Genomic DNA, 19679 nt, shown 5'->3' on the forward strand with positions numbered 1-19679 from the left:
GCGCTGGACTAAACAAAGGCCCCCTTTTAGGGGGGCTCACACAAAGCCACCTTCTTTAGAAGGTGGTAATTTACTTTCCAGCTTAACCTTAATTTTTCTTCTCAATAAAACGGCTAATAGCAATAAAAATGAGACGTTGAAATAAAGTGTCGGTTTCTATCTCGCCATAAAATCTCTTTTATCCTTATTCGCTTATTTAAATGAGCCGTTATACCCAAGTGGCTTCGCTGAAACAAATATATCGATGTCACTTAGTTATAATAAATTAGACAGGACACAACATGGATACAGGAAAGATTAATATGCTTCTCTCTGAGCTAGGAGAAGTGCTGAACCTTGAGCGCGTGACAGCGTATGACGATCAAATGTGGTCACTGCATTTTGCTGAAAACAACAGTGTCGATGTTCTGCTCGTAGAGGAAAAAGGCGAGTTATTGATTTCCAAAAACCTGCTTATAGAACAAGATGATATTACGCTAGATAAACTTCAAGTTTTACTTGAATACAACTTTTTGTATCGAGAAACAGGTGGTGTGCAGTTTTGTGTGAATCCAACACGCAAAGACGTTGTTCTTCAAGTTGCTATCGCGGCTGGAAGTGAACTCACCAACATTGCTAACTTAATCATTCAGTTGAGTGAATTAGTTGATACTTGGGTACAGTTATTTCAAAACAACACGGTTGTAGATTTTAGCCAAACAGACGTACACGCATTTATTCAAGTTTAAGGCATCACACATGGTCAATATTAATACATCGCACATGCACTCGTTGAGTCAGTTAACGTCACATTTGGCGACACAAAATCAAGCTGACGACAAAGAGGTTCGAGCACACAACGGCAAAGATATTTTTGTTAAAGAGGGCGCACCAAAAAATAAAAGTATCAGCGCGCGTATTAGCCACCAGAATAAAGCGAAAGATATTGTAGTGAACCTGCTTACTAAGCAGGGTATTCCTAAAGATGTTGCGAAGCTCATGCTGAAAAATGTGTTGAATGGTGAAAACAAGTTAACGCTTGGGAGCCTGAAAAATCTTGAGAGATTGTCGTCTGGCCCTAGCTCAAATTGGCCCACTGCACAAACGGCAGCCTCTTCTTCCAAAACCAATAAAGCCTCATCGAGTGTCGCGCTTATCAACGGACATAGAGCCAACCTTCAAAAGCTTGGTGATTTTGCCTGTACGGACTTAAATACGTTCGGTGTTAAGGGGTCACAGTTTTATGAAACAAAAGGAAAGCCACGACTAAAAGAGCTTCACGCGGATCAAGCGCGAATCATGCAAGATCACAGAGCGACGATGTCCGCAAACGGAGTTCAAGCTGCAGCACAAAGAGGAACCGCACCGCAATTAAGCACTCTACAGAACATTGCTAAGGCAGTACAAACCGCGAAAGCCGGCTGCTGTACTACATTTGCCTTTGCTGCCGCCGCTGAGATGATTCAAGGCATGTCAGGAACACCTGAAAGTGAACCCAAAGTAGAAGTGGTTGCGTTTAAAAAGGGTCATTCAGGTACACACCTTTATGTACTGGTTGGTCGACAAGAGGGGAGCGACATAAAAGATCCATCAACGTGGAGTAAGGATGTGAAAATTGTTGACCCGTGGGCGACATCTGCATTCGGTGCACCAATGTTTGGAGATGCACAACGACCACCTGTTTCGAATATGTTCCCGCCAACAGAAGTCATTTTTGATAGCCATAAACTGGGTTAGTCACTCTGCAAAAGAAGTGAGCAAATACACCATGCTAAGCATCTAACCTTTATTGAAAGAGCAGCCCTGAGCTGCTCTTTTTTATTACTCTGGAAACTCGTTTTTAGAGCGAGATTTCTGCGGAAAACCTCACAATGCAGGCGAAAAAGTGACAAAAATAAAGCCATTACCGACATCGTTCAATCTGCAATCGTTGTTCAATAGAGTTATTGAAACAAAAGGAAAAAGTTATGAACACGATTCAACAACTGCTCTTGGAGTTTTGCCAACTCAATGAGTTGCCCGAACTGAATTTTGAAGAAAATGAACGTTGTCAGCTACTGGTCGATGATCGCTACATGTTGTATTTCATCGCGACAGATACGGATGACTTGATGTTGTCTGTAACGTTCGGAGGGTTAGAAAAATCCGGTGAACAACGACTAAAAGGTTTAGAGCTTCTTGCTCATGCTAACTATCAAGGAATTGGTAGTGGCAGCCTCGCACTTGCTTTAGCTCCAAATGGTCGCCAGCTTGTCTTAGCAGGACGTAAACCCGTTGAGCATCTAAATACGACGAACCTTACCGCTTGGTTTCACGAAGTTATTGAACAGGCCGAGCTGTGGCAAGCGCGTTTCGCAATGTTGGATCAAGCGATTCCAACCACCTCTAATCATGAACAAGCTCATGTTCAATCACTTCGTGTGTAGGAGAGAAAAATGGTTAATACAACACAAAAAATCAGCCAAAGCCCAGTACCTGATCTAGAACAGTTTCGTGCAGTTGCTGCGCAAAAAGATGACCGAGTGATCAGCAAAAGAGGTGAAGTAAAAGAGCCTTCCACATTCCACAAAGGTCACAAGTTTGCTTCTATTCACGAAGGCGTATTGAGAAGCAAATACACTAAGTTTTTCCAAGAAAACATCAAAACTCACCTTGATTTAAAACAAGCGCTACTTAAGCAAGAAAAACCTGAGGTTGCGCTGTTGGCTTACTCCCTAGTGAGTCCTTCAGGCTATCGCGGTGAGCCACTTACTGAGCGTAAAATCTTAGAAGTTGTCAGCCTATTGGATGAAATAAAAGTGAGCAGCGATACGTACCAGCAGCTTAAAAATACGTTTGATGCGATCAGCAAAGATCCGCGTATGCAGGTGAGTTTAGAAGCCCAGTATCCAGGAAAAATGGATGGCTTCGCTGCTGAACTGTTACAGATGGGCAAAGAAAAGCTAAAAGGTTCTGGTGTGAACGCCGTTATTAACTTGGCATTACCTGGCGTTGGCTTATTGATTTCTACAGGTCGAGAGTTGCACAAAGCGGCCGTAAATGGTGATGCTGAGGCTTACCATCATCAGTTAGAACAAATTTCACAGCTGCCAGGGCGAGATCAACGTCTTTCTATGCCGATGCAGCAAACCTTGGCTCAAGGTCATGCGATACTGTCGGCTGAAGGTGGCATTGGAGCTACGTTAGGTATGGCGACGGGGAGCCTGGGCACGTTCGGTGTTAGCTCTGTAGCAACGGTGGGCGTCACACCGATAGCAAAAGAGGCAATCGGTTCTGCGGCAACGACTGCTATCATGAGCGGCGGTGGTTTTGTGGCGAACCAAGCTGGGGCATACGGGTTAAATACGGAAGTAAAAGAGCAACTTATGCAAGGTGAAATGTCTGGTGTTTTACCTAGACTTGAAGTTTCCAATGCAAAAGGAGACTTTACCTTCAGTATGCAAGATCCGGCTTCTGTCCGCGCATTAATGGCGTACCTTGGTCCTAAGGAGAATACTGCAATGACTTCTCCTCAAGCGCCTAAAGAGGCACAAGAGATGGAAGCCGCGCGATTAACACTGAAAAAGATGTTGGGTTCAGAGCCAAGTGAGCACTTGGTTCCTGACGTAGACTCTATCTTGAAGCTAAGCCCAGAGGATGCACCAAGTAAAACCGAGTCTATTGCTAACGGGGCGTTTAAAAAACTGTTAGGAGAAGATTGGGATTGGCTCATGCCAGCTGTTCGAGCGATTGATAAAGGGGAAGCAAGTAAAATAAACGAAAAGCTCACCTACAAGCTCCCCCTAGATGCAGCAAACGGACGAGTTTATCTTGATAAATGCCCAAACCTGAGTGACGTCCAGTTAGATGCGCTAGAAAAATTAGGCTCACCAAGTCAATTGCGATTGATGTACTTAGCAGAAGGCTGGGTGTAATTTCAAATGGTAAAGTAGGGAGTAGGTGCTGCTCCTTACTTTATCTACCGTCAGCGTTCCTTTTTGGGGCTGGCTAATATCGGTTGAATTTAACTTTTCGACTGAAGAAACAAACACACAAGTGTCAACGTTATACCAACCCAACCAATGAAAGAAATTTCTTCCCCAACAATCGCAACTGCTAGTGCTGCTGCGATAACAGGTTCAAATAGCGTGAGTATGCTAGCTCCACTGGCTGTAACAAATCGTAACCCAAACCCAAAAGCGACGTAACCTAACCCCATTGGAATCAAGGCCATGTAGAGCATGACCGTCGTATTAGTTGACGATGCAAATAGATTATCACCCGTGATGAAAAGTGTTGGTAGAAACAAAACTCCACCAATACCAAAAACACTTCCCATGGCCGTTTGCGATTCAATGCCGTGGTCAATCATAGCCTTTACTCCCCATGAGTAAATGGCGTACGTCAAACCTGCCAATAGGCCAAGTAATACACCCCAATGCTTCATATCATGATCAAATAAGCTATTTGCGGATGACTCAGAAGCCAGCAACAAGGTAATGCCAATGACCCCGATTGCGAAACTCATCATCCAGCGCTTGGTTATGGTCTGATTTCGGCTAAAGAGACACTCTAACAAAGCAGAAAAGAAAGGTGCAGTGGAGATAGAAATAACCGTACCAATAGCCACACCGGCGAATCGCATTGATGAATAAAAAGCCAGTGGGTAGGTGGCTAAGGCGATAATACTAACCAGTAACGTTTTCTTCTTATGTACGACTTTTCGAAAATCTCTCTTCAGTGACTTCGCAGATAGACATGCTTGCATAAACCCACCAATACCCATAGAAAATGCGCCAATGGCGAGAGCACTGACATCCGGTGCCAAGCTGGCAGCGGTGCCCGTCGTTCCCCACAGGGTTGAAGCAAAAAGTATGGATAAAGTTCCTAATTGATAGTCGGTGAAATGTTTTTTTAACACTGTAATTTCTACCTAGTGAATGGCTGTTTTAGGGTAGAAAGAATAAAAGAAAGCGATAGAGATTTTTGTGCTGAAAAGACGGAATACTTGTTCCAGAGGACTATTTTAGTGGCTACCGGGAAAACTCTCTAGGAGACATGCCAAAATGCATTGAAAACCGTCGACTAAACGCGGAAAGGTCACTATAGCCAACTCGTTCAGCTATCAACTGGACTGGAAGGTCTGTATGAGTCAGTAGTGCTTTGGCTTTTTCCATACGTTGTAGTGTAATGTACTTATGGACGCTCATTTTTAGCTGCTCTTTAAAAAGCTTTTTAAACTGCGTCGGACTCAAGCAAGCGGCATTCGCTAATGAGGCAATGGTGAGTGGCTGATCAAGCTGCTCGGCGATCACAACCTGTACATCTCGAATACGCGAATCCACGGAGCGAGACCGCTTTTGCTGCTCCAGCAACAGATAGAAGGTTGCAACCATTGAGTTTTCAATTTCATCATTAACCTGATACTCAAGTTGCTTTTCGACAAACTGGATAAAGCTCAGTAGAGGCGGGCTAATCGAAAACACAGCCACACTACTATCCATCAAATGAGTGGGCAAAGTGGTCATATCCGCAACAATAAAGCGTGATGACTCTTCGGCATTAAAACCGTGAGCACAACTTTTGGGGATGACTATGCAGTCGCCAACCGCCACCTTTCCGACATAACTATCCATATCAATCTGTATGTTGCCCTGGAGAGGAAGCACCAGTTGATGATAATCACTATGAGTATGTCGGCTCATACGTTTCGTGTAGGAGCGAATGCTTAAGCTAGATTTCATAAAAACAACATACAGTTAAAGGATACCGCATTATAGCGTTGAAAGTATCGAGGTTGAAAGCTGGGCAGTTGTAAGCCCAGATCTTGAATGGGATGTGGTTTGTTAGTCCGCCTCGGACTCTAACGAAGCCAACCAACGAAGCACTTCCGCAGTTGCCTCAATAAGATCGCTTGGGATGTACTGGTCGACGTTACCGTCGGCGTATAGTGCACGAGCAAGAGGGACTTTTTGCATCACAGGCACGCCTTCCTCTTTAGCGATTGCGACCATACGTTTGGCTACCGCATCGGTTTCCATCAAAGTGATGACGGGCAGGGGCGTTTCGCCTTTCTTGTAATAAAGGCCAACCGCGATATGTGTTGGGTTTGTAACTAATACATTAGAACGTTTAACGTTTTCGCGTTGATTGGAGGCTTGTAGCTCTTGGTGCAACTGACGACGTTTGCTTTTTATTTCTGGACTGCCTTCCATCTCTTTGTATTCGCGTTTCACTTCGTCCTTGCTCATTTTGAGCTTTTTCGTGTGATCAAATTTCTGGTACGCAAAATCTGCGGCAGCGATGACGATGAAGCCTACCGAAGAGATAATCATTAATTGTTTAATCATGACGCCAGTAATGGTCGGGACACATTCTAGCCCACAAGTTGGAATTTGCATTAAAGCGTTGATGTTACCGCGTAATGTCACCCAGATAATGCAGGAAAGAAGAGAGACTTTAAGGATCGACTTGATAAACTCAATCACACTCTTAAGGGAAAAAATGCGTTTGGCCCCTTCGACGGGATTGATCTTTTTGATGTCGGGTTTAACGGATTCACCACTAAATAGGAATCCGAACTGCCCCATATTGGAAAAGATGGCGACGAGTGCAGCAACCAGAATAATCGGAGCGAGTAGATAGGCAATTTCTTTTGCGATGGCGATAGCGACATCGACTAGCGCATCTTGGAAACCCTGATAAGCAAGCTTACTTGGTAGGAGAATAAGCGCTGAGATGTGCGACATGTAATAATCGGCGAACGCAAACAGTACAATTATGAGCGCCAAAATTAATGCAGACGATACGATTTCTTGGCTTTTGGCAACCTGACCTTTCTGTCGAGCATCGCGTAACTTTTTTGCGGTGGGTTGCTCTGTTTTTTCTGCACTCATAAAGAATCCTAAGCGTTATTGCCAAATGGTATTGAGTTGTTCTGCGAATCGGGTAATGCCGTAAAACTGTACTTCAAAGTGATCCATCATTATTCCGAGATACACGATCAGTAAAACACTCGCGATGGCACTTTTTATTGGCATGGCAAGGAAAAAAACATTCAATTGCGGTGCAAAACGACTGATAAGCGCCAGACCAAACTCAGCAAGAAACATTGCCAACACTAGTGGAGCGGACATCAACACACCAAGCCACATAAGCTGTTCAAATTGCGCGTAGAAGAAACTCACCCATGCGTCGTTAACGGTTGGGAAAAAGTCCACGATCGGCCAAGATGTATAGCTTTTGAATAACGCATAGATAAAAGTGACAAAGCCCCCGCCAGAGAAGAACAGGGTAATCAACGTTTGGGTCAGTAATACCGCTGTTGGTGTGGATTGTGAGCCTAGCGTTGGGTTAAACATACTTGCCATGGCAGCCCCACGTTGGTTGTCGACCAGAAAACCGGCCGCTTCTATCGCCCAAAAGGGGATAGCAGCAACAAACCCTATCAATAGCCCAATTAATACCTCCTTACCCAAAATCATTATCAGCCAAATGCCGTCGGTTTCTGCGGGCAAGCTTTGCTGATTAATCATCGGAAATATAAACAGTGCGAGTGAGCAAAGCACACCATTTCTCACCATGGTGCCGCCTAACATTTGCTTGCTCAAAATAGGCAAAAAGATGAAGCATGCCATTAACCTAGGTAACGTCAGGCTGTACAAAAATAAAGCCTGGTGTAAGTCGTGATAACTCATCGTATTTGAGGAATTTTATCCATAGCAAGCGAGGCGAAGGCGTGAAGCTCTGCCCCTAGCCATTGCGTTGTGACGAACAGCGTAATAATGACCGCGATAAGCTTGACCACAAAGCCTAACGTTTGTTCTTGGACCTGAGTTAACGCCTGAATAAGCGACACCAATGTACCAACCAATGCTGCGACTAAAATCGGCGGTAATGACAAGTACAACACTAGGGTTAATGCTTGAGTCGTGAAATGAATGATTTCAGCAGAATGCATACTTTCTCCGTGATTAACCGTAACTCAACACTAAGCCGTGGGTGAGCTTTGTCCAGCCGTCAAGCAAGACAAAAAGCAACAATTTGAAGGGGAGGGAAATCGTCATTGGCGATACCATCATCATCCCCATCGCGAGTAGGATATTCGACACAATTAGGTCAATAGCGATGAACGGTAAGTACAACAGAAAGCCAATTTCAAAAGCGCGAGTAAGCTCGCTGACGGTAAATGCGGGCAGTAAGAGCAATAAGCTGTCCGACTCTAAACGGTCTACGTACTTCTGCGGCCACAATGTGCGTGCAGCATCAGTGAAGAATATGGCTTCGGTTTCCCGAATATGCTTTTTCAAAAATTCTCGATAAGGCTGTAAACCGCTTTCAATGAGGCCTTCTACACTTGCAGAATCTTCAAGGGAGATATCATGCTGCTTTACGTAGTCGTAGGTTTCAAACCCGACGGGAGCCATGATGAAAATTGACAGAATGATAGCCAATCCGTAAAGCGCCATATTCGGCGGAATTTGCTGTACACCGAGAGCGTTACGCAGCAGTGAGAATACAACGGCGAGTTTCACAAACGACGTCGCCATCATAGCGATAAATGGGATCAGTGCCAGCAGTGCTAAGCTGACAATGAGATTGAGCTCGTCGGGTAACTGGATCATGCTGGCTCCTGCGTGCCACCGAACAGCTCCAGTACGCGCACACCTAAATGTTCGTTAACATTAACCAGTTCACACTCACCAATGATTTTGCCGTTGGCACGCAATGTTACCGGCTTAGATACAGGCTGGTTTAGCTCGAATACGTACCCTGGCTGAAGCTGGTTAAGCTGCTCTAGCGTGATGGTTTGATGGCCGATATCAAACGTGAGTTCCACAGGCAGTTGCTGGTGGTCGGTTAACATTTCTGAAGTGTTTACGTCATTCATATTGGTTTCTTTTTCAATAATGTGAAGAGTTTGGTCATCTAGCTGGCAGCGCCAGAGATTCTGGTTAGATACTTGAAAAATGGCTTGTTGCTTGGCGATGTAACCATCGTCAAAAAAGATGACATCTCCCAGCTCGAGCGAATTAAATTCGCTTAACGTCAAATGGGTCCTTCCAAGACTTAACCACACAGGTAAAGCGAGGTGTCGAGCTTGTAGAGCAGCGCTGTTTGGTAGCGCATCCAACAACACGTCTGATCCTTCGCTAACCCACAAACAAAGAGAGCCGTTAGGCTTATTGAGGGTTAACATTAAAGTATGCTCTTGGGCCTGGCTCGCCTCTAACGGCTGTAGTTGACTAAGAATGGGTAACTGACCAAATAGCGCTTTGATTGCCTCACTATGCGGTTCTATCTGTGAGCTCAAAAGTGCTAACTGGAGGGAGTTAGGCAGGGACTCAAACGCAGTAGCATTTAAGGTCGATTTCAGCCAATGTTGGAGCTGCGCACGAGAAAAGTCTACTTGTAGGGTTTGCCCTCCAATCAACGTGGTTAAACGGAACCCTTCAAATGAAGAGATTTGAGCAACAGTAATCGATATGCTCTGACCATCAGTCCCTTGGAAGTGGCACTGTTTTGCACAAAGTTGATTGCTGAGCGCGATACTTTCTGCATCCACTTTGGGGATTATTAACGGCGTCATAGGTCATTCTCCGCTTGCCATTCTTCATACACGCTGCGTTGTTGGCGTGAGTGTTGTTGTTCATGTTGTTGTTGTTCGAGCTGTTGAGTTTGTTCGCTGATCGCTAAGCGAAGTGGCTGCTCACCGCCGAATCGGTTTAGCCGTTCAGCAAGATCTTGTCTAGCTTGCTGGCTAATAATGGAAAGGGCATGCTCTTGTCGAATCGTCACGCTATACCCTTGAGCGTCCAACTTGATGTGGATTTCACCACCTTTTAATTGCCCTTCACTTAGAAACAGCCGAACCTCTTTGTTGTCCGATGCGGTTGGCAGAGCAACATAGATTTTGTCCACCAACTGCTGGAGTAATTGGTTTACGTCTCGCGTTGGGCTTGGTTGAGCCTGCGAAGCAACACTTTTTAGGATGACATCGCCTTGTGTTACCGCACTTGCAAAGGGCTGAGAAGGCACTTTTTCTTCATCCGTTTTAACGGCGAATAGTGCGCTTTTCGTCTCGATTTTTTCAAGAGGCTTGGTTTCAGGCAGGCCATCAGTTTGGTCTGATCGTTTGCCTGTATTCTGTAGCGGCGGAGTTGCACGCTTATTGTGCGTTTTTTCAGTTTGCTTTTTCGTTAGGCCAACAATGTTAATCCCATCTTGAGCGAGCTCTGTCGCTGTCGCACTTTGGGGGAGCAAGCCAGATTCAAGCGTAGAGAGACAATCCGGTGAGATACGTTTATCCATCGGCGTCGGTTTGTCATCTTTCAAATGAGCTTGAAAGTGAGGATCAACAAGCTCGGTAGAAGGGGAGCTTAGAACTGTGTCGCCATCGCTTTTTCCGTCATTTTTAAGCAGTTTATTGTTTTCGCTAATTATTTCTTCGCTATTTGCTGCGTCGTCTTGCGATTTCTCTACGTCTCTCTTAGTGACGACGTCACTTTGACCGTTTAAGGTGGAGATGTTTTTGTCAGCGTTGGCTTCTTGGTTCGATAGGTTATGTTTCTTATCTAGACCTTGAGATGTCTTATGCCTTAGCGGTATGTCTTTTTCGCCAGTATGATTTTTTTGGGGATTCCCAACGATAGACTCCTTTCCCTTGCTAGGCTTCTTCGTCATTGCATGCTCGAATTGTGATTGAAGCTCGGCCTCCTTCTCGAGAGGCGCTTGTTCTGGCGTTGATTTGTGCAGCGTATTCGATGCTTCAGTTGTTGGGGTAATGCGCATAGTGAACCTTTAGATAATGTCGACAGTGCGAAACTCTTCCTGTTCGAGTTCTTCTTGGTATTGCCTTTCTCGCGATTTTTCCGCGACTTCTTGTTGCTGCAACTGAACGAATTTTTCTTTGGTTTTATGGGCTTGTCGCGCCTCTTTTTGCTTTTCTTTAAGTGCCGAGCGTTCGATTTCAAGCGCTTTTTTTGACTCGGCCACACGTTGTTTAAGTTCGGCTTCTCTCTCTCTTAACAACGCGATTTCTTGTCTTAATGTTTCCAGCTCTTTAAGAACGAGCGTTTGTTGTTTTGCTTTAGCAAAACGTCGCTCTTCTTCTTCCTGGCGCCAAACGTGATAGTCCGCGACAGAACGTTCGGCCTTTTGAACCTGTGCTGCGGCGTTTGACACTCGGTATTCTTGACGCTTGACGGCTTTATCCGCACGGTCAGCGCGAATTTTTTTGATTTCTAATAAGCGTTCTATCATTGTTTCGCCATCCCTTTAAGTTGAGCGATAGCGCCATCAAGATCGCTTAGTTCATGAGTGCCTTGGCGTAAAAAGGCGCGTATATCATCACTTTGTGCAATGGCCATATCCGCTCGGCTATCTGCGCCATGTTGGTATTCGCCAATTTTGATTAGCAGTTCAACTTCTTCATACTTAGCTAACATTTCGCGAATATGAGCAGCAGACGCCTGATGATCGGATTCAACGATTTGATTCATCACTCGGCTTGCTGAGCGAAGTACATCAATGGCGGGATAATGGTTCATTGCCGCAAGTTTGCGCGAGAGAATGATGTGCCCGTCTAAAATTGAGCGAGTTTCATCCGCGACAGGCTCCGTCATGTCGTCACCTTCCACCAACACGGTGTACAGTGCCGTAATTGATCCTTTGTCTGATTGTCCAGCTCGTTCCATCAGCTTTGGCAAAGCGGCAAAAACAGAAGGCGGATAGCCACGTCGTGTTGGTGGCTCGCCTGCGGCTAGTCCAATCTCCCTCTGTGCGCGGGCGAAACGCGTTACAGAATCCATCAGCAGTAGCACGCGTTTACCTTGGTCACGAAAATATTCTGCGATAGAAGTGGCAACAAAGGCGGCTTTGGCGCGCTCCATTGCTGGGCGATCAGAGGTAGCGACCACTAAAACCGATTTGGCCATTCCTTCTTCGCCTAGGTCATGCTCAATAAACTCGCGCACTTCGCGTCCACGTTCACCAATCAAAGCGAGAACGGTCACGTCAACTTCTGCGGAGCGAATCAGTTTTGCCAGTAGGGTACTTTTACCCCCGCCAGCCGCTGCAAAAATACCCATGCGCTGACCTTCACCACAGGTCAGTAGCCCATCAATGGATCGAACGCCAAGAGAGATTGGCTTTTCAATCAGTTTACGTTGCATTGGTGGTGGTGCATCGCGATAAACAGGATACCAAGCGCTTGGTTCTTGACTTTGCGTACCATCGAAAGGACGTCCAAGCCCGTCAAGCGTTGTACCTAACAGGTGGTCGCCAACACCCACTTCGTGCATTTTACCCATTGGGCTTACTTCTGTATTTGAGGAAATCCCAAACATATTTCCTAACGGAGTGAGCAAAGCGTGATGCTGCTGGAAGCCAACCACTTCCGCTAACAAAGACAGAGTTTGATCGGGATTACGCAACTCACACAGTTCACCTACACGAACGCCAGGGACGACAGCTTTGATAATGGTGCCGGTGACTTGCGTAACGCGCCCGCGAATTTGGATCAAACGCGTGTGTTTAATCGCAGATTGTTGGATATCAGTGATGTATGAGAAATCGTTCAAGGTAAAAATATGCGCAATGATTGATGCTGAGAGAATAGAAAGTATAAGAATCAATTTATAGTGAATATCAGTCGGGAGTTTTTAGAAAACTGAAAGCGCACTAAAAAAACACGTCTGATTTTGACAGCTTCAACAAAGCGCACTTCCTATAATTCGCCTGTATTGTGCGGAAGGAGTGCAAGTGAATGAGTATTATCAACAATCATATCGCAACAAATCCAAAGTTTGATGCGTCTATCCAAAACGGGTTGGAATCGTCTCGCCCCGACGTTTCACAAAAAGGCAATTATCGCGGTGAAACCGTCCGTGTTCACAATGCCACACAATCACTTTTTGATGCGATGGAAGAACTCACTTCACTCGGTTCCGAAAAAGCAGAGAAAGATCTGACCAAGCGCAAAGTGAAAGACAGTGGTGTTCGAGTTAATAAAGCACATGAACTCGTTTCGGACTATTTAAGAAAAGTCCCTGATCTTGAAAAGAATCAAAAGATCAAAGATTTGGCTACAAAAATGGCGGGAGGAAATATCTCGACCATCGCGCAATTACAAGCCTACTTGAATGGGTTTTCCGAGGAGAAAAGCCATCAATACCTCGCGCTAAAAGCCGTTAAAAAGTTTTTGAGTGCGAGTCCAGAAAGTAAACACCTACTAGCACTGATTGACCAAGCACTTCTAAGAATCGAGCAAAACCCAGATACATGGTCTCAAATCGATACGGAAATCCGCGTCTCAAATTTTGCTGATGAATACAGCCAAGAGCAAGAGTTTAGCTCTTTGCATCAGCTGCGCGGCTTCTACCGCGATACCGTTCATAGTTATCAAGGGCTCGGCGCGGCTTATCAAGATGTAGTGGCGCGCTTTGGTGAGCAGGAGGTATCGACCGCTGTTGACTTTATGCTGCAAGGCATGAGTGCAGACCTTAGTGTTCAAGGTAGCAGTATCGATTCGGTTAAGTTGCAGTGGTTGATGTCCGATATGCAAAAACTCAAAACTCTAAATACGTTGCAAGATCGTGTGAGTCAGCTGTTCCAAATGTTTAAACCGGACAGGACGAATTATGGCTTATCAAGTTTCTAATTTGATGGCTGATGTGATTGCGTTGGTAGAGCAGCGATGGGTAAGCAGTGATGAGATATGGAAAGTCGCCAACGCAATGGAATTGACGGCGGTAGAACAAAAAATCGATTTTTTTCGAGAGTTCCATAAGTTAGTTCGCGCAATCCCAATTGACGTATTCGCCGATGAAGAACAACGACAGAATTTAATCCAAGCGGTACAAAAGGCGCTAGACGAAGCCATTGATATAGAAGAAGAGGAAGCGTGGGAAGATGAGTTGGATTGATGCATCCGTCGATGAATTTTGCCGAGGAATGGGGCTCGATGCCGTCGATTTCTCATCAGCTGGACGGGTGCAGCTGGATTTTGAGCAAAGTGGTACGCTGCATATTGAGCGACAGGGTGAGCAGTTATTCTTGATGTTGTCTCGAGCGTTATCTTGGCATCAAACCAGTGACATTATTCAAAGTGCACTGTGTTTGTGTCATGCCGATCAAGGCTGGCCTTTCGAAATTAAAACCGGCTTGTTAGATGAGCAAACTCTGGTTTTTTCAGCAAGGCTAAAAGGAGAGGAAGTAACACTTCCGACCTTAGAGCAAGCGTTTACGCTTTTGGCTCGTCTGCATAACGATGTGGCAGGCTCATGACTCGAGTAAGCACTTTAAACGTAGGCATAGAAGCCTTCACGCATGTTACTCATAGTGAGGTTAAGGCCGATTTCCCTGAACGGTTTCAATTACTTCCGGATGGACAGGCGGTCGCTACGCATTTAGAGAAGCTCTATGACCTCAGGCCTTCAGACCAATACCTAATCGCGTTAACCAAGCCAAAATTGTTGCACTCAGAATTGTTGCGTCCAGAAAAGTACCGCCAACAGTTCGATGAAACGTTAGCTCAGCTGCAAGTTCTTGCACATGACTCAGGCTCCGTTTCTTTTATCAAAGCATCCGAAACGCTACAAAGTACACAACTTGATCAGCGTTACCTCACTATGGCGCTCAATCTCCTTATTCAGGTCTAACCAACATGTTGAGATCCAAAGACATTGAACTCTTACTTGTTCACGCTGCGCTACAAGTTCAATACCAAAAGCCAGAGCATGCCATTTCTATTCTCGATGCGGTTCTAGAAATAGAACCGCAGCACAAAGAGGCGATGCAAACACTTGCTGTGGCATGTTTACAAAGTGGTCGATATACCCGGGCGATTGAGGTGTGCGAGCACTTATTAAAATCCGACCTTCATCCTGACTCGGCAGGACTCTGGTTTTGTTTAAGCCAAGCGCGTTGGAAACAAAATGACGTCGATGGGGCACGCCAAGCGCACCGACGCTATCTGCAATCTTTAAATAGTGAATCACATGAATAAGTTGATCGATATTCTAAACAAAGTAGGGCAACGCAAAGACATCATGCTTGCGGTGATGTTACTCGCGATCGTCTTTATGATGATATTGCCACTTCCTACCGCACTGGTGGATGTGCTGATTGGCACCAACATGAGCATTGCGGTGGTGCTGCTTATGTTAGCGATTTACATCACCACGCCACTTGAGTTCTCTGCATTTCCTGCGGTGCTATTGATCACGACATTGTTTCGTCTGTCTTTGTCTATCACGACAACCCGCTTGATCTTGCTACAAGGCGATGCTGGTCAAATCGTTTATACATTCGGTAACTTCGTTGTGGGCGGTAACTTAGTGGTCGGTATTGTTGTGTTCCTGATCATTACCATTGTTCAGTTTATGGTGATCACCAAAGGCTCAGAAAGGGTAGCAGAAGTTAGTGCGCGCTTCTCACTCGATGCGATGCCTGGTAAGCAGATGAGTATTGACGGTGACATGCGTGCCGGAGTAATTGACGTACACGAAGCTAGGCACCGACGATCACTGATTGAAAAAGAAAGCCAAATGTATGGCTCGATGGATGGCGCGATGAAGTTCGTTAAAGGCGACTCCATTGCGGGTCTGGTCATCATTGTGGTCAACATCTTAGGTGGCGTCACGATCGGGGTAACGCAAAAAGGCATGAGTGCTTCTGAAGCACTTGAATTGTTTGCGATTTTGACCGTTGGCGATGGTTTGGTATCGCAGATCCCGGCACTCTTTATCGCGATTACCGCCGGTATTATCGTGACGCGTGTTTCTCATGAAGATTCTTCTGATCTTGGGTCGGACATTGGTGGGCAGGTCATTGCTCAGCCACGTGCGCTTCTTATTGGTGGTGTGCTTTTGGTGCTGTTCGCACTCATCCCTGGGTTTCCAAAAATCACTTTTCTGGTCTTGGCCGCCGTGGTTGGTGGTGGTGGTTTCTTCCTTTTCTATCAACAGAAAAAACAAGCTGAATCAGATAGCACCGACTTATCAAGCTTTGTTTCGCAAGGGGCCGGTTCGCCAGCAGCGAAGCCAAACAAACCCACTCCATCTAGAAACAGTAAAGGCAAATTAGGTGAGCAAGAAGAGTTTGCCATGACGGTCCCACTCTTGATCGATCTTGACGCGAGCCTTCAGGAAAGCTTGGAAGCGGTCGCATTAAATGAAGAGCTAGCAAGGGTTAGACGCGCACTATATCTCGACCTAGGCGTGCCTTTCCCAGGCATCCACCTGCGCTTTAACGAGGGGATGCAAAATGGCGAGTACTTAATTCAGTTACAAGAAGTCCCGGTTGCACGAGGACGAATTGTTAAAGATCAACTCTTGGTGACAGAAGGGAATGAACAGATCGATTTATTAGGCGTGCCTTATGAGCAAGATGAAGATTTTCTACCCGGTATTTCTAGCATTTGGGTGGCACAGAGTTATGAGCAAAAACTCGTAGCCAGTCATGTCGGTTTTCTCACACCCGACAGGATTTTAACGTACCACTTGTCTCATGTTCTTAAGGAGTACGCACAAGACTTTATTGGTATTCAGGAGACGCGTTATCTGTTGGAGCAGATGGAAGGCAGTTATTCGGAGCTAGTCAAAGAGGCCCAGCGTATTGTTCCGTTGCAAAAAATGACGGAAATCTTGCAACGCTTGGTTTCTGAAGACATTTCTATCCGAAACCTTCGCGTGATCTTGGAAGCGATGGTTGAGTGGGGCCAAAAAGAGAAAGATGTTGTACAGCTGACGGAGTACATTCGTTCCAGCTTAAAACGTTACATTTGCTACAAATACGCGAGCGGACAAAACATGTTGCCCGCTTACTTATTGGATCAAAATCTCGAAGACACAATACGCAGCGGTATTCGTCAAACCTCAGCAGGGAGTTACTTGGCGTTAGATCCGTCAGTAACGCAACAATTTGTCAGTGATGTGAAACAGACCATTGGTGACTTAAGCCGCATGCCGAATAAACCTGTGCTAGTTGTGTCTATGGATGTACGCCGATATGTGCGAAAGCTTATTGAATCGGAATACTACGATCTGCCCGTTTTGTCATTTCAAGAACTAACCCAGCAAATCAATATTCAGCCACTTGGAAGGGTGGGGATGTAATGAAAACAAAACTAATACTCTCGCTGGCGCAAGCGGGGATCGAAGTGACGCCATACTTTTGGCAACAAAGTGAAATTCAACTTGGTTATCGAATTGAAGTTGAGGGCTTAGAGCTCGTTTTTCGGGTGGAGGACGGTGAAATCATCATCGTTCTTCTGAAACGCATTCGTCCAAAATTGGGGTTGAGTAACCCCTTTGCCGGCTTATTTCTCTTGGCTGAACATGCCATTCAACTTTATCCCTCCGATTGGGTCATTCGCGGCAACGTCGATGTGTTACGTGGTAGCAACATGAGCAGCCAGCGATTGGCACAGTTCTATCTAAAAGCATGCGGTGCAAGCCATGATGAGCTAGAAGACTGGTACTGTTTACGCCTAGCAGATTATAGACCTTTGAAAAAGTTGAAAAAGTAAAAACTCACGACTGTTACTGACAGCACCGATGAGATGACCCGCTTTAAGATAGGAATCAAGATGAAGCAACCGTTTACCGATGCGATTGAGAACGCTGAGCTTGCCATTAGAAAAGCTGAAGACAGAACCGATATTTTTAACGAGCTATTGGAAGGCTTAGGTGTTGGTCCTGTTGCGGGGGATGTTTTACTTGGCGGCATAAAAGCGCCAGTAGATACCATGAAACGTGCAGAGCAAGAGCTAATAGACGAAGTCCAGCGCCGCCGGCAGCAACAAACTCAGCTACAAGGTACGTCAGGTAAACGCAGAAAGCGTCCCACAGTGATGCGCGGCATGATGATTTAGAGGTTTGGAAATGACGAATATGAAAACGACTGGCTCTACGACAGGAGCAACAGACACAGCTGCGAGTAGTGCACCATTACCCACTTTCCAACAAAACTTGATAGAGGCATTTACCCCTGTACTGGGTGAAGCAGAGACTCAGCAACTTGCCTCGATAATCTCTTCATTGCCAACTATCTCGGGACAAACGGAATCACAAAGCATCGCGCTTTATGTTGATACGCTTGAAAACCTAAAAGCGAAAAATAACGCGTTTGCTGGTATATCATTGACCGACACCGCATCTGTTTGGATAAAGTCGCTACAAAGTGCTAACTCAGATGGCGAATTAACCGCAGCCGAGTTTAATGCTCAAACAAACCAAACGCTATCAAATCAGTTTCAGGCTTGGTTTAGTAAGCTACTGACGGAAAACGTAGATAGCTCGTTATCTACTGAGTTTGTTAGTCAATTTAATCTGGGCACCCAGAGTAACCAAGCGGAGCAGATCGCCAACCTCTCCGAGACAGAACTGGCTAATGCCACCAAAGAAATTTCTCTTTTTGTTGCAGAGCTTGCTAATCAAATGGGCTCCCGTGAAGTGAGAGATGCTTCTATTTCTTTTCTTCGCAATGCCTTTAGTAGCTTAGGTTCCGTTAATCTCGCGCAACTGAAGAGCTCGGACTTTCTGTTGACTAAAGAGAGTTTCGCCCTTCAAGTCTCAGCTCAATTAAAAAGTAGTTTTCAAGGCATTGGTATTACTTTAAGCACCGATGACGCAAGTGCGCTAGCTAGCAGAATTACCTGGACTCCTGGTATTTCTAAACAGCAGCTTAAAGAAGCGTTAGATGAAATGGCCGCTCAAGTGAAAGGCCAATATAGCGCAGCTTATGGTGAGGCGAGTGGAACGAACAATCTAAAAGCAACACTTAATACTGTCATTGGTGGAACTGAGCCTTTGACCCTTTCTAGTCTGTTCGCCAACTTCGCGGTGAGTTTAACAAATATAGAAATCGATGACTTTTACCAGGACAGCGCGATAGCCGATGTCCAAAAGACACAAATAACGGCAGCTCAAGTTAATTTGATCAAAGAAAACACCGAACGAGATATCCGATTACAGTTTGAAAAAATAGTAAAAGGTGAATCTACCGGGGCTTCATTTACTGAGCGATACGAGGCATTGCGCAAAAACTTAGGGGCATTGAAAGAGCGTCTACTCAATATCACCGATAAAGAGAAAGCGGATCGCGAGGTGAGAGCAGAGCACTCTCTAACGGCTCGTGATTTGTTGGCCGTTGTTGAGTCCAGCATTGGAGACCGTTTTGATGAGCAAGTGCTGCTTGCACTAAATGAGCGTCGTGTTAACCGTTTAGAGAAACGTAATGACCAGAAAGAGGCATTAGAGGATCTCACAATACAGCTTAAAGTTTTTGGTGTTGTGCAATCAAAAATTCACTCTACGCAAAGTGTTGATGGGGTTTATAAACCGGGATATCCAGAAAGTAACTTCAAAGCGAGTGACTTTAACTACAGCAATCAAACGGATTTTGAAGCTTCACCTGAGTACAAGTATTTGACGGATAATAAGATAACAAACCATCGAGACTTCCTTCAAACACAAGGTATTACTATCGGTGATGGTGCTTCGTACCAAGACGAAGAGAAGTCGAAAAAGCTGTCTAATTTTTCTAGTTCTGTCAGTGCTAAATCCAAGTTGCTTAACGATGAAGTGCAAATCAAAACCACTGAGCTGAACGACACCAGTTCTCAATACAACTCGACCGTTGAAGCGATGAACAAGTTTGTTCAGAAGTACCACAGTATTTTACAAGAAATCCTACGAGCCATTTAAGGATAACCAACC

The 19679-nt window shown here is 45.3% G+C and carries 23 protein-coding genes; 13 read left to right on the top strand and 10 right to left on the bottom strand.

What is annotated here, in order from left to right:
• Nucleotides 1–281: 281 nt before the first annotated feature.
• The 4 genes from R8O70_RS20190 to R8O70_RS20205 all read left to right on the top strand — a co-directional run bounded on the left by R8O70_RS20190 (nucleotide 282) and on the right by R8O70_RS20205 (nucleotide 3893).
• The gene (locus R8O70_RS20190) at nucleotides 282–728 is read left to right on the top strand and encodes a type III secretion system chaperone (protein WP_065274577.1); all 447 of its coding nucleotides are present in this window, start codon (nucleotides 282–284) and stop codon (nucleotides 726–728) included.
• Nucleotides 729–738: 10 nt separating this feature from the next.
• On the top strand, nucleotides 739–1716 hold the full coding sequence (gene vopR, locus R8O70_RS20195; protein WP_213874508.1) for a type III secretion system effector VopR: 978 nt from the start codon (nucleotides 739–741) through the stop codon (nucleotides 1714–1716).
• Between the two features lie 230 nt (nucleotides 1717–1946).
• Complete coding sequence (locus tag R8O70_RS20200; protein WP_005387141.1) at nucleotides 1947–2405, top strand: CesT family type III secretion system chaperone; 459 nt, start codon at nucleotides 1947–1949, stop codon at nucleotides 2403–2405.
• Between the two features lie 9 nt (nucleotides 2406–2414).
• Nucleotides 2415–3893, top strand: a complete 1479-nt coding sequence (locus tag R8O70_RS20205) for a hypothetical protein (RefSeq protein WP_005387135.1) — start codon at nucleotides 2415–2417, stop codon at nucleotides 3891–3893.
• Nucleotides 3894–3982: 89 nt separating this feature from the next.
• Here the strand turns inward: R8O70_RS20205 and R8O70_RS20210 are convergent, their stop codons facing one another.
• The 10 genes from R8O70_RS20210 to vscN all read right to left on the bottom strand — a co-directional run bounded on the left by R8O70_RS20210 (nucleotide 3983) and on the right by vscN (nucleotide 12539).
• Nucleotides 3983–4885: a DMT family transporter gene (locus R8O70_RS20210; protein ID WP_374043721.1), complete on the bottom strand. Its 903-nt coding sequence runs from the start codon at nucleotides 4883–4885 to the stop codon at nucleotides 3983–3985.
• Between the two features lie 106 nt (nucleotides 4886–4991).
• Nucleotides 4992–5702: a helix-turn-helix domain-containing protein gene (locus tag R8O70_RS20215; RefSeq protein ID WP_130546118.1), complete on the bottom strand. Its 711-nt coding sequence runs from the start codon at nucleotides 5700–5702 to the stop codon at nucleotides 4992–4994.
• A gap of 102 nt (nucleotides 5703–5804) precedes the next feature.
• Nucleotides 5805–6854, bottom strand: a complete 1050-nt coding sequence (vscU, locus tag R8O70_RS20220) for a SctU family type III secretion system export apparatus subunit VscU (RefSeq protein ID WP_005387129.1) — start codon at nucleotides 6852–6854, stop codon at nucleotides 5805–5807.
• Between the two features lie 15 nt (nucleotides 6855–6869).
• Nucleotides 6870–7655, bottom strand: coding sequence for a type III secretion system export apparatus subunit SctT (sctT, locus tag R8O70_RS20225; RefSeq protein WP_033906165.1), 786 nt, complete (start codon nucleotides 7653–7655; stop codon nucleotides 6870–6872).
• Nucleotides 7652–7918: a SctS family type III secretion system export apparatus subunit VscS gene (vscS, locus tag R8O70_RS20230; RefSeq protein ID WP_005377227.1), complete on the bottom strand. Its 267-nt coding sequence runs from the start codon at nucleotides 7916–7918 to the stop codon at nucleotides 7652–7654. Before vscS ends, sctT begins: the two co-directional genes overlap by 4 nt.
• A gap of 13 nt (nucleotides 7919–7931) precedes the next feature.
• Complete coding sequence (gene vscR, locus R8O70_RS20235) at nucleotides 7932–8582, bottom strand: SctR family type III secretion system export apparatus subunit VscR (protein WP_005377232.1); 651 nt, start codon at nucleotides 8580–8582, stop codon at nucleotides 7932–7934.
• Entirely contained in the window at nucleotides 8579–9547 is a 969-nt protein-coding gene (vscQ, locus tag R8O70_RS20240) for a SctQ family type III secretion system cytoplasmic ring protein VscQ (RefSeq protein ID WP_258624454.1), read from the bottom strand. Before vscQ ends, vscR begins: the two co-directional genes overlap by 4 nt.
• On the bottom strand, nucleotides 9544–10749 hold the full coding sequence (locus tag R8O70_RS20245) for a type III secretion system needle length determinant (protein ID WP_151514826.1): 1206 nt from the start codon (nucleotides 10747–10749) through the stop codon (nucleotides 9544–9546). The genes vscQ and R8O70_RS20245 overlap by 4 nt, the downstream gene beginning before the upstream one ends.
• A gap of 9 nt (nucleotides 10750–10758) precedes the next feature.
• Nucleotides 10759–11220, bottom strand: coding sequence for a type III secretion protein (locus R8O70_RS20250; protein ID WP_005377236.1), 462 nt, complete (start codon nucleotides 11218–11220; stop codon nucleotides 10759–10761).
• Nucleotides 11217–12539 carry a SctN family type III secretion system ATPase VscN gene (gene vscN / locus R8O70_RS20255; protein ID WP_054576988.1) on the bottom strand — a complete coding sequence of 441 codons (1323 nt, stop codon included), beginning with the start codon at nucleotides 12537–12539 and terminating at the stop codon, nucleotides 11217–11219. Before vscN ends, R8O70_RS20250 begins: the two co-directional genes overlap by 4 nt.
• Nucleotides 12540–12724: 185 nt before the next feature.
• Between vscN and sctW the strand changes: the two genes are divergently transcribed.
• The 9 genes from sctW to R8O70_RS20300 are packed head-to-tail and all read left to right on the top strand — an operon-like array spanning nucleotide 12725 to nucleotide 19667.
• A complete protein-coding gene (gene sctW, locus R8O70_RS20260; protein WP_318184333.1) occupies nucleotides 12725–13618 on the top strand; it encodes a type III secretion system gatekeeper subunit SctW in 894 nt (297 codons plus the stop codon).
• Complete coding sequence (locus R8O70_RS20265) at nucleotides 13599–13883, top strand: TyeA family type III secretion system gatekeeper subunit (RefSeq protein WP_005377239.1); 285 nt, start codon at nucleotides 13599–13601, stop codon at nucleotides 13881–13883. Before sctW ends, R8O70_RS20265 begins: the two co-directional genes overlap by 20 nt.
• Nucleotides 13870–14244 carry a type III secretion chaperone SycN gene (sycN, locus tag R8O70_RS20270; RefSeq protein ID WP_005377240.1) on the top strand — a complete coding sequence of 125 codons (375 nt, stop codon included), beginning with the start codon at nucleotides 13870–13872 and terminating at the stop codon, nucleotides 14242–14244. Before R8O70_RS20265 ends, sycN begins: the two co-directional genes overlap by 14 nt.
• A complete protein-coding gene (gene vscX / locus R8O70_RS20275) occupies nucleotides 14241–14618 on the top strand; it encodes a type III secretion system protein VscX (protein WP_167415228.1) in 378 nt (125 codons plus the stop codon). The genes sycN and vscX overlap by 4 nt, the downstream gene beginning before the upstream one ends.
• Before the next feature lie 5 nt (nucleotides 14619–14623).
• Complete coding sequence (gene vscY / locus R8O70_RS20280; protein WP_005377248.1) at nucleotides 14624–14965, top strand: type III secretion system chaperone VscY; 342 nt, start codon at nucleotides 14624–14626, stop codon at nucleotides 14963–14965.
• On the top strand, nucleotides 14949–17075 hold the full coding sequence (gene vcrD / locus R8O70_RS20285) for a SctV family type III secretion system export apparatus subunit VcrD (RefSeq protein ID WP_086013853.1): 2127 nt from the start codon (nucleotides 14949–14951) through the stop codon (nucleotides 17073–17075). Before vscY ends, vcrD begins: the two co-directional genes overlap by 17 nt.
• Nucleotides 17075–17488: an LcrR family type III secretion system chaperone gene (locus tag R8O70_RS20290; RefSeq protein WP_258624452.1), complete on the top strand. Its 414-nt coding sequence runs from the start codon at nucleotides 17075–17077 to the stop codon at nucleotides 17486–17488. Before vcrD ends, R8O70_RS20290 begins: the two co-directional genes overlap by 1 nt.
• A 60-nt stretch (nucleotides 17489–17548) precedes the next feature.
• Nucleotides 17549–17833: an LcrG family type III secretion system chaperone gene (locus R8O70_RS20295; protein ID WP_005377254.1), complete on the top strand. Its 285-nt coding sequence runs from the start codon at nucleotides 17549–17551 to the stop codon at nucleotides 17831–17833.
• A gap of 10 nt (nucleotides 17834–17843) precedes the next feature.
• Nucleotides 17844–19667: a virulence-associated V antigen gene (locus R8O70_RS20300; RefSeq protein WP_272870541.1), complete on the top strand. Its 1824-nt coding sequence runs from the start codon at nucleotides 17844–17846 to the stop codon at nucleotides 19665–19667.
• Nucleotides 19668–19679 lie beyond the last annotated feature (12 nt).

Origin of the sequence: Vibrio sp. 779(2023) (assembly GCF_033344285.1) — a bacterium.
GTDB lineage: Bacteria > Pseudomonadota > Gammaproteobacteria > Enterobacterales > Vibrionaceae > Vibrio > Vibrio alginolyticus.

What these genes read in the sequence shown, in the direction of transcription:
- R8O70_RS20190 (WP_065274577.1), top strand. Translation starts at nt 282, where the DNA reads ATGGATACAGGAAAGATTAATATGCTTCTCTCTGAGCTAGGAGAAGTG.
- vopR (WP_213874508.1), top strand. Translation starts at nt 739, where the DNA reads ATGGTCAATATTAATACATCGCACATGCACTCGTTGAGTCAGTTAACG.
- R8O70_RS20200 (WP_005387141.1), top strand. Translation starts at nt 1,947, where the DNA reads ATGAACACGATTCAACAACTGCTCTTGGAGTTTTGCCAACTCAATGAG.
- R8O70_RS20205 (WP_005387135.1), top strand. Translation starts at nt 2,415, where the DNA reads ATGGTTAATACAACACAAAAAATCAGCCAAAGCCCAGTACCTGATCTA.
- R8O70_RS20215 (WP_130546118.1), bottom strand. Translation starts at nt 5,702, where the DNA reads ATGAAATCTAGCTTAAGCATTCGCTCCTACACGAAACGTATGAGCCGA.
- vscU (WP_005387129.1), bottom strand. Translation starts at nt 6,854, where the DNA reads ATGAGTGCAGAAAAAACAGAGCAACCCACCGCAAAAAAGTTACGCGAT.
- sctT (WP_033906165.1), bottom strand. Translation starts at nt 7,655, where the DNA reads ATGAGTTATCACGACTTACACCAGGCTTTATTTTTGTACAGCCTGACG.
- vscS (WP_005377227.1), bottom strand. Translation starts at nt 7,918, where the DNA reads ATGCATTCTGCTGAAATCATTCATTTCACGACTCAAGCATTAACCCTA.
- vscR (WP_005377232.1), bottom strand. Translation starts at nt 8,582, where the DNA reads ATGATCCAGTTACCCGACGAGCTCAATCTCATTGTCAGCTTAGCACTG.
- vscQ (WP_258624454.1), bottom strand. Translation starts at nt 9,547, where the DNA reads ATGACGCCGTTAATAATCCCCAAAGTGGATGCAGAAAGTATCGCGCTC.
- R8O70_RS20245 (WP_151514826.1), bottom strand. Translation starts at nt 10,749, where the DNA reads ATGCGCATTACCCCAACAACTGAAGCATCGAATACGCTGCACAAATCA.
- R8O70_RS20250 (WP_005377236.1), bottom strand. Translation starts at nt 11,220, where the DNA reads ATGATAGAACGCTTATTAGAAATCAAAAAAATTCGCGCTGACCGTGCG.
- sctW (WP_318184333.1), top strand. Translation starts at nt 12,725, where the DNA reads ATGAGTATTATCAACAATCATATCGCAACAAATCCAAAGTTTGATGCG.
- R8O70_RS20265 (WP_005377239.1), top strand. Translation starts at nt 13,599, where the DNA reads ATGGCTTATCAAGTTTCTAATTTGATGGCTGATGTGATTGCGTTGGTA.
- sycN (WP_005377240.1), top strand. Translation starts at nt 13,870, where the DNA reads ATGAGTTGGATTGATGCATCCGTCGATGAATTTTGCCGAGGAATGGGG.
- vscX (WP_167415228.1), top strand. Translation starts at nt 14,241, where the DNA reads ATGACTCGAGTAAGCACTTTAAACGTAGGCATAGAAGCCTTCACGCAT.
- vscY (WP_005377248.1), top strand. Translation starts at nt 14,624, where the DNA reads ATGTTGAGATCCAAAGACATTGAACTCTTACTTGTTCACGCTGCGCTA.
- R8O70_RS20290 (WP_258624452.1), top strand. Translation starts at nt 17,075, where the DNA reads ATGAAAACAAAACTAATACTCTCGCTGGCGCAAGCGGGGATCGAAGTG.
- R8O70_RS20295 (WP_005377254.1), top strand. Translation starts at nt 17,549, where the DNA reads ATGAAGCAACCGTTTACCGATGCGATTGAGAACGCTGAGCTTGCCATT.
- R8O70_RS20300 (WP_272870541.1), top strand. Translation starts at nt 17,844, where the DNA reads ATGACGAATATGAAAACGACTGGCTCTACGACAGGAGCAACAGACACA.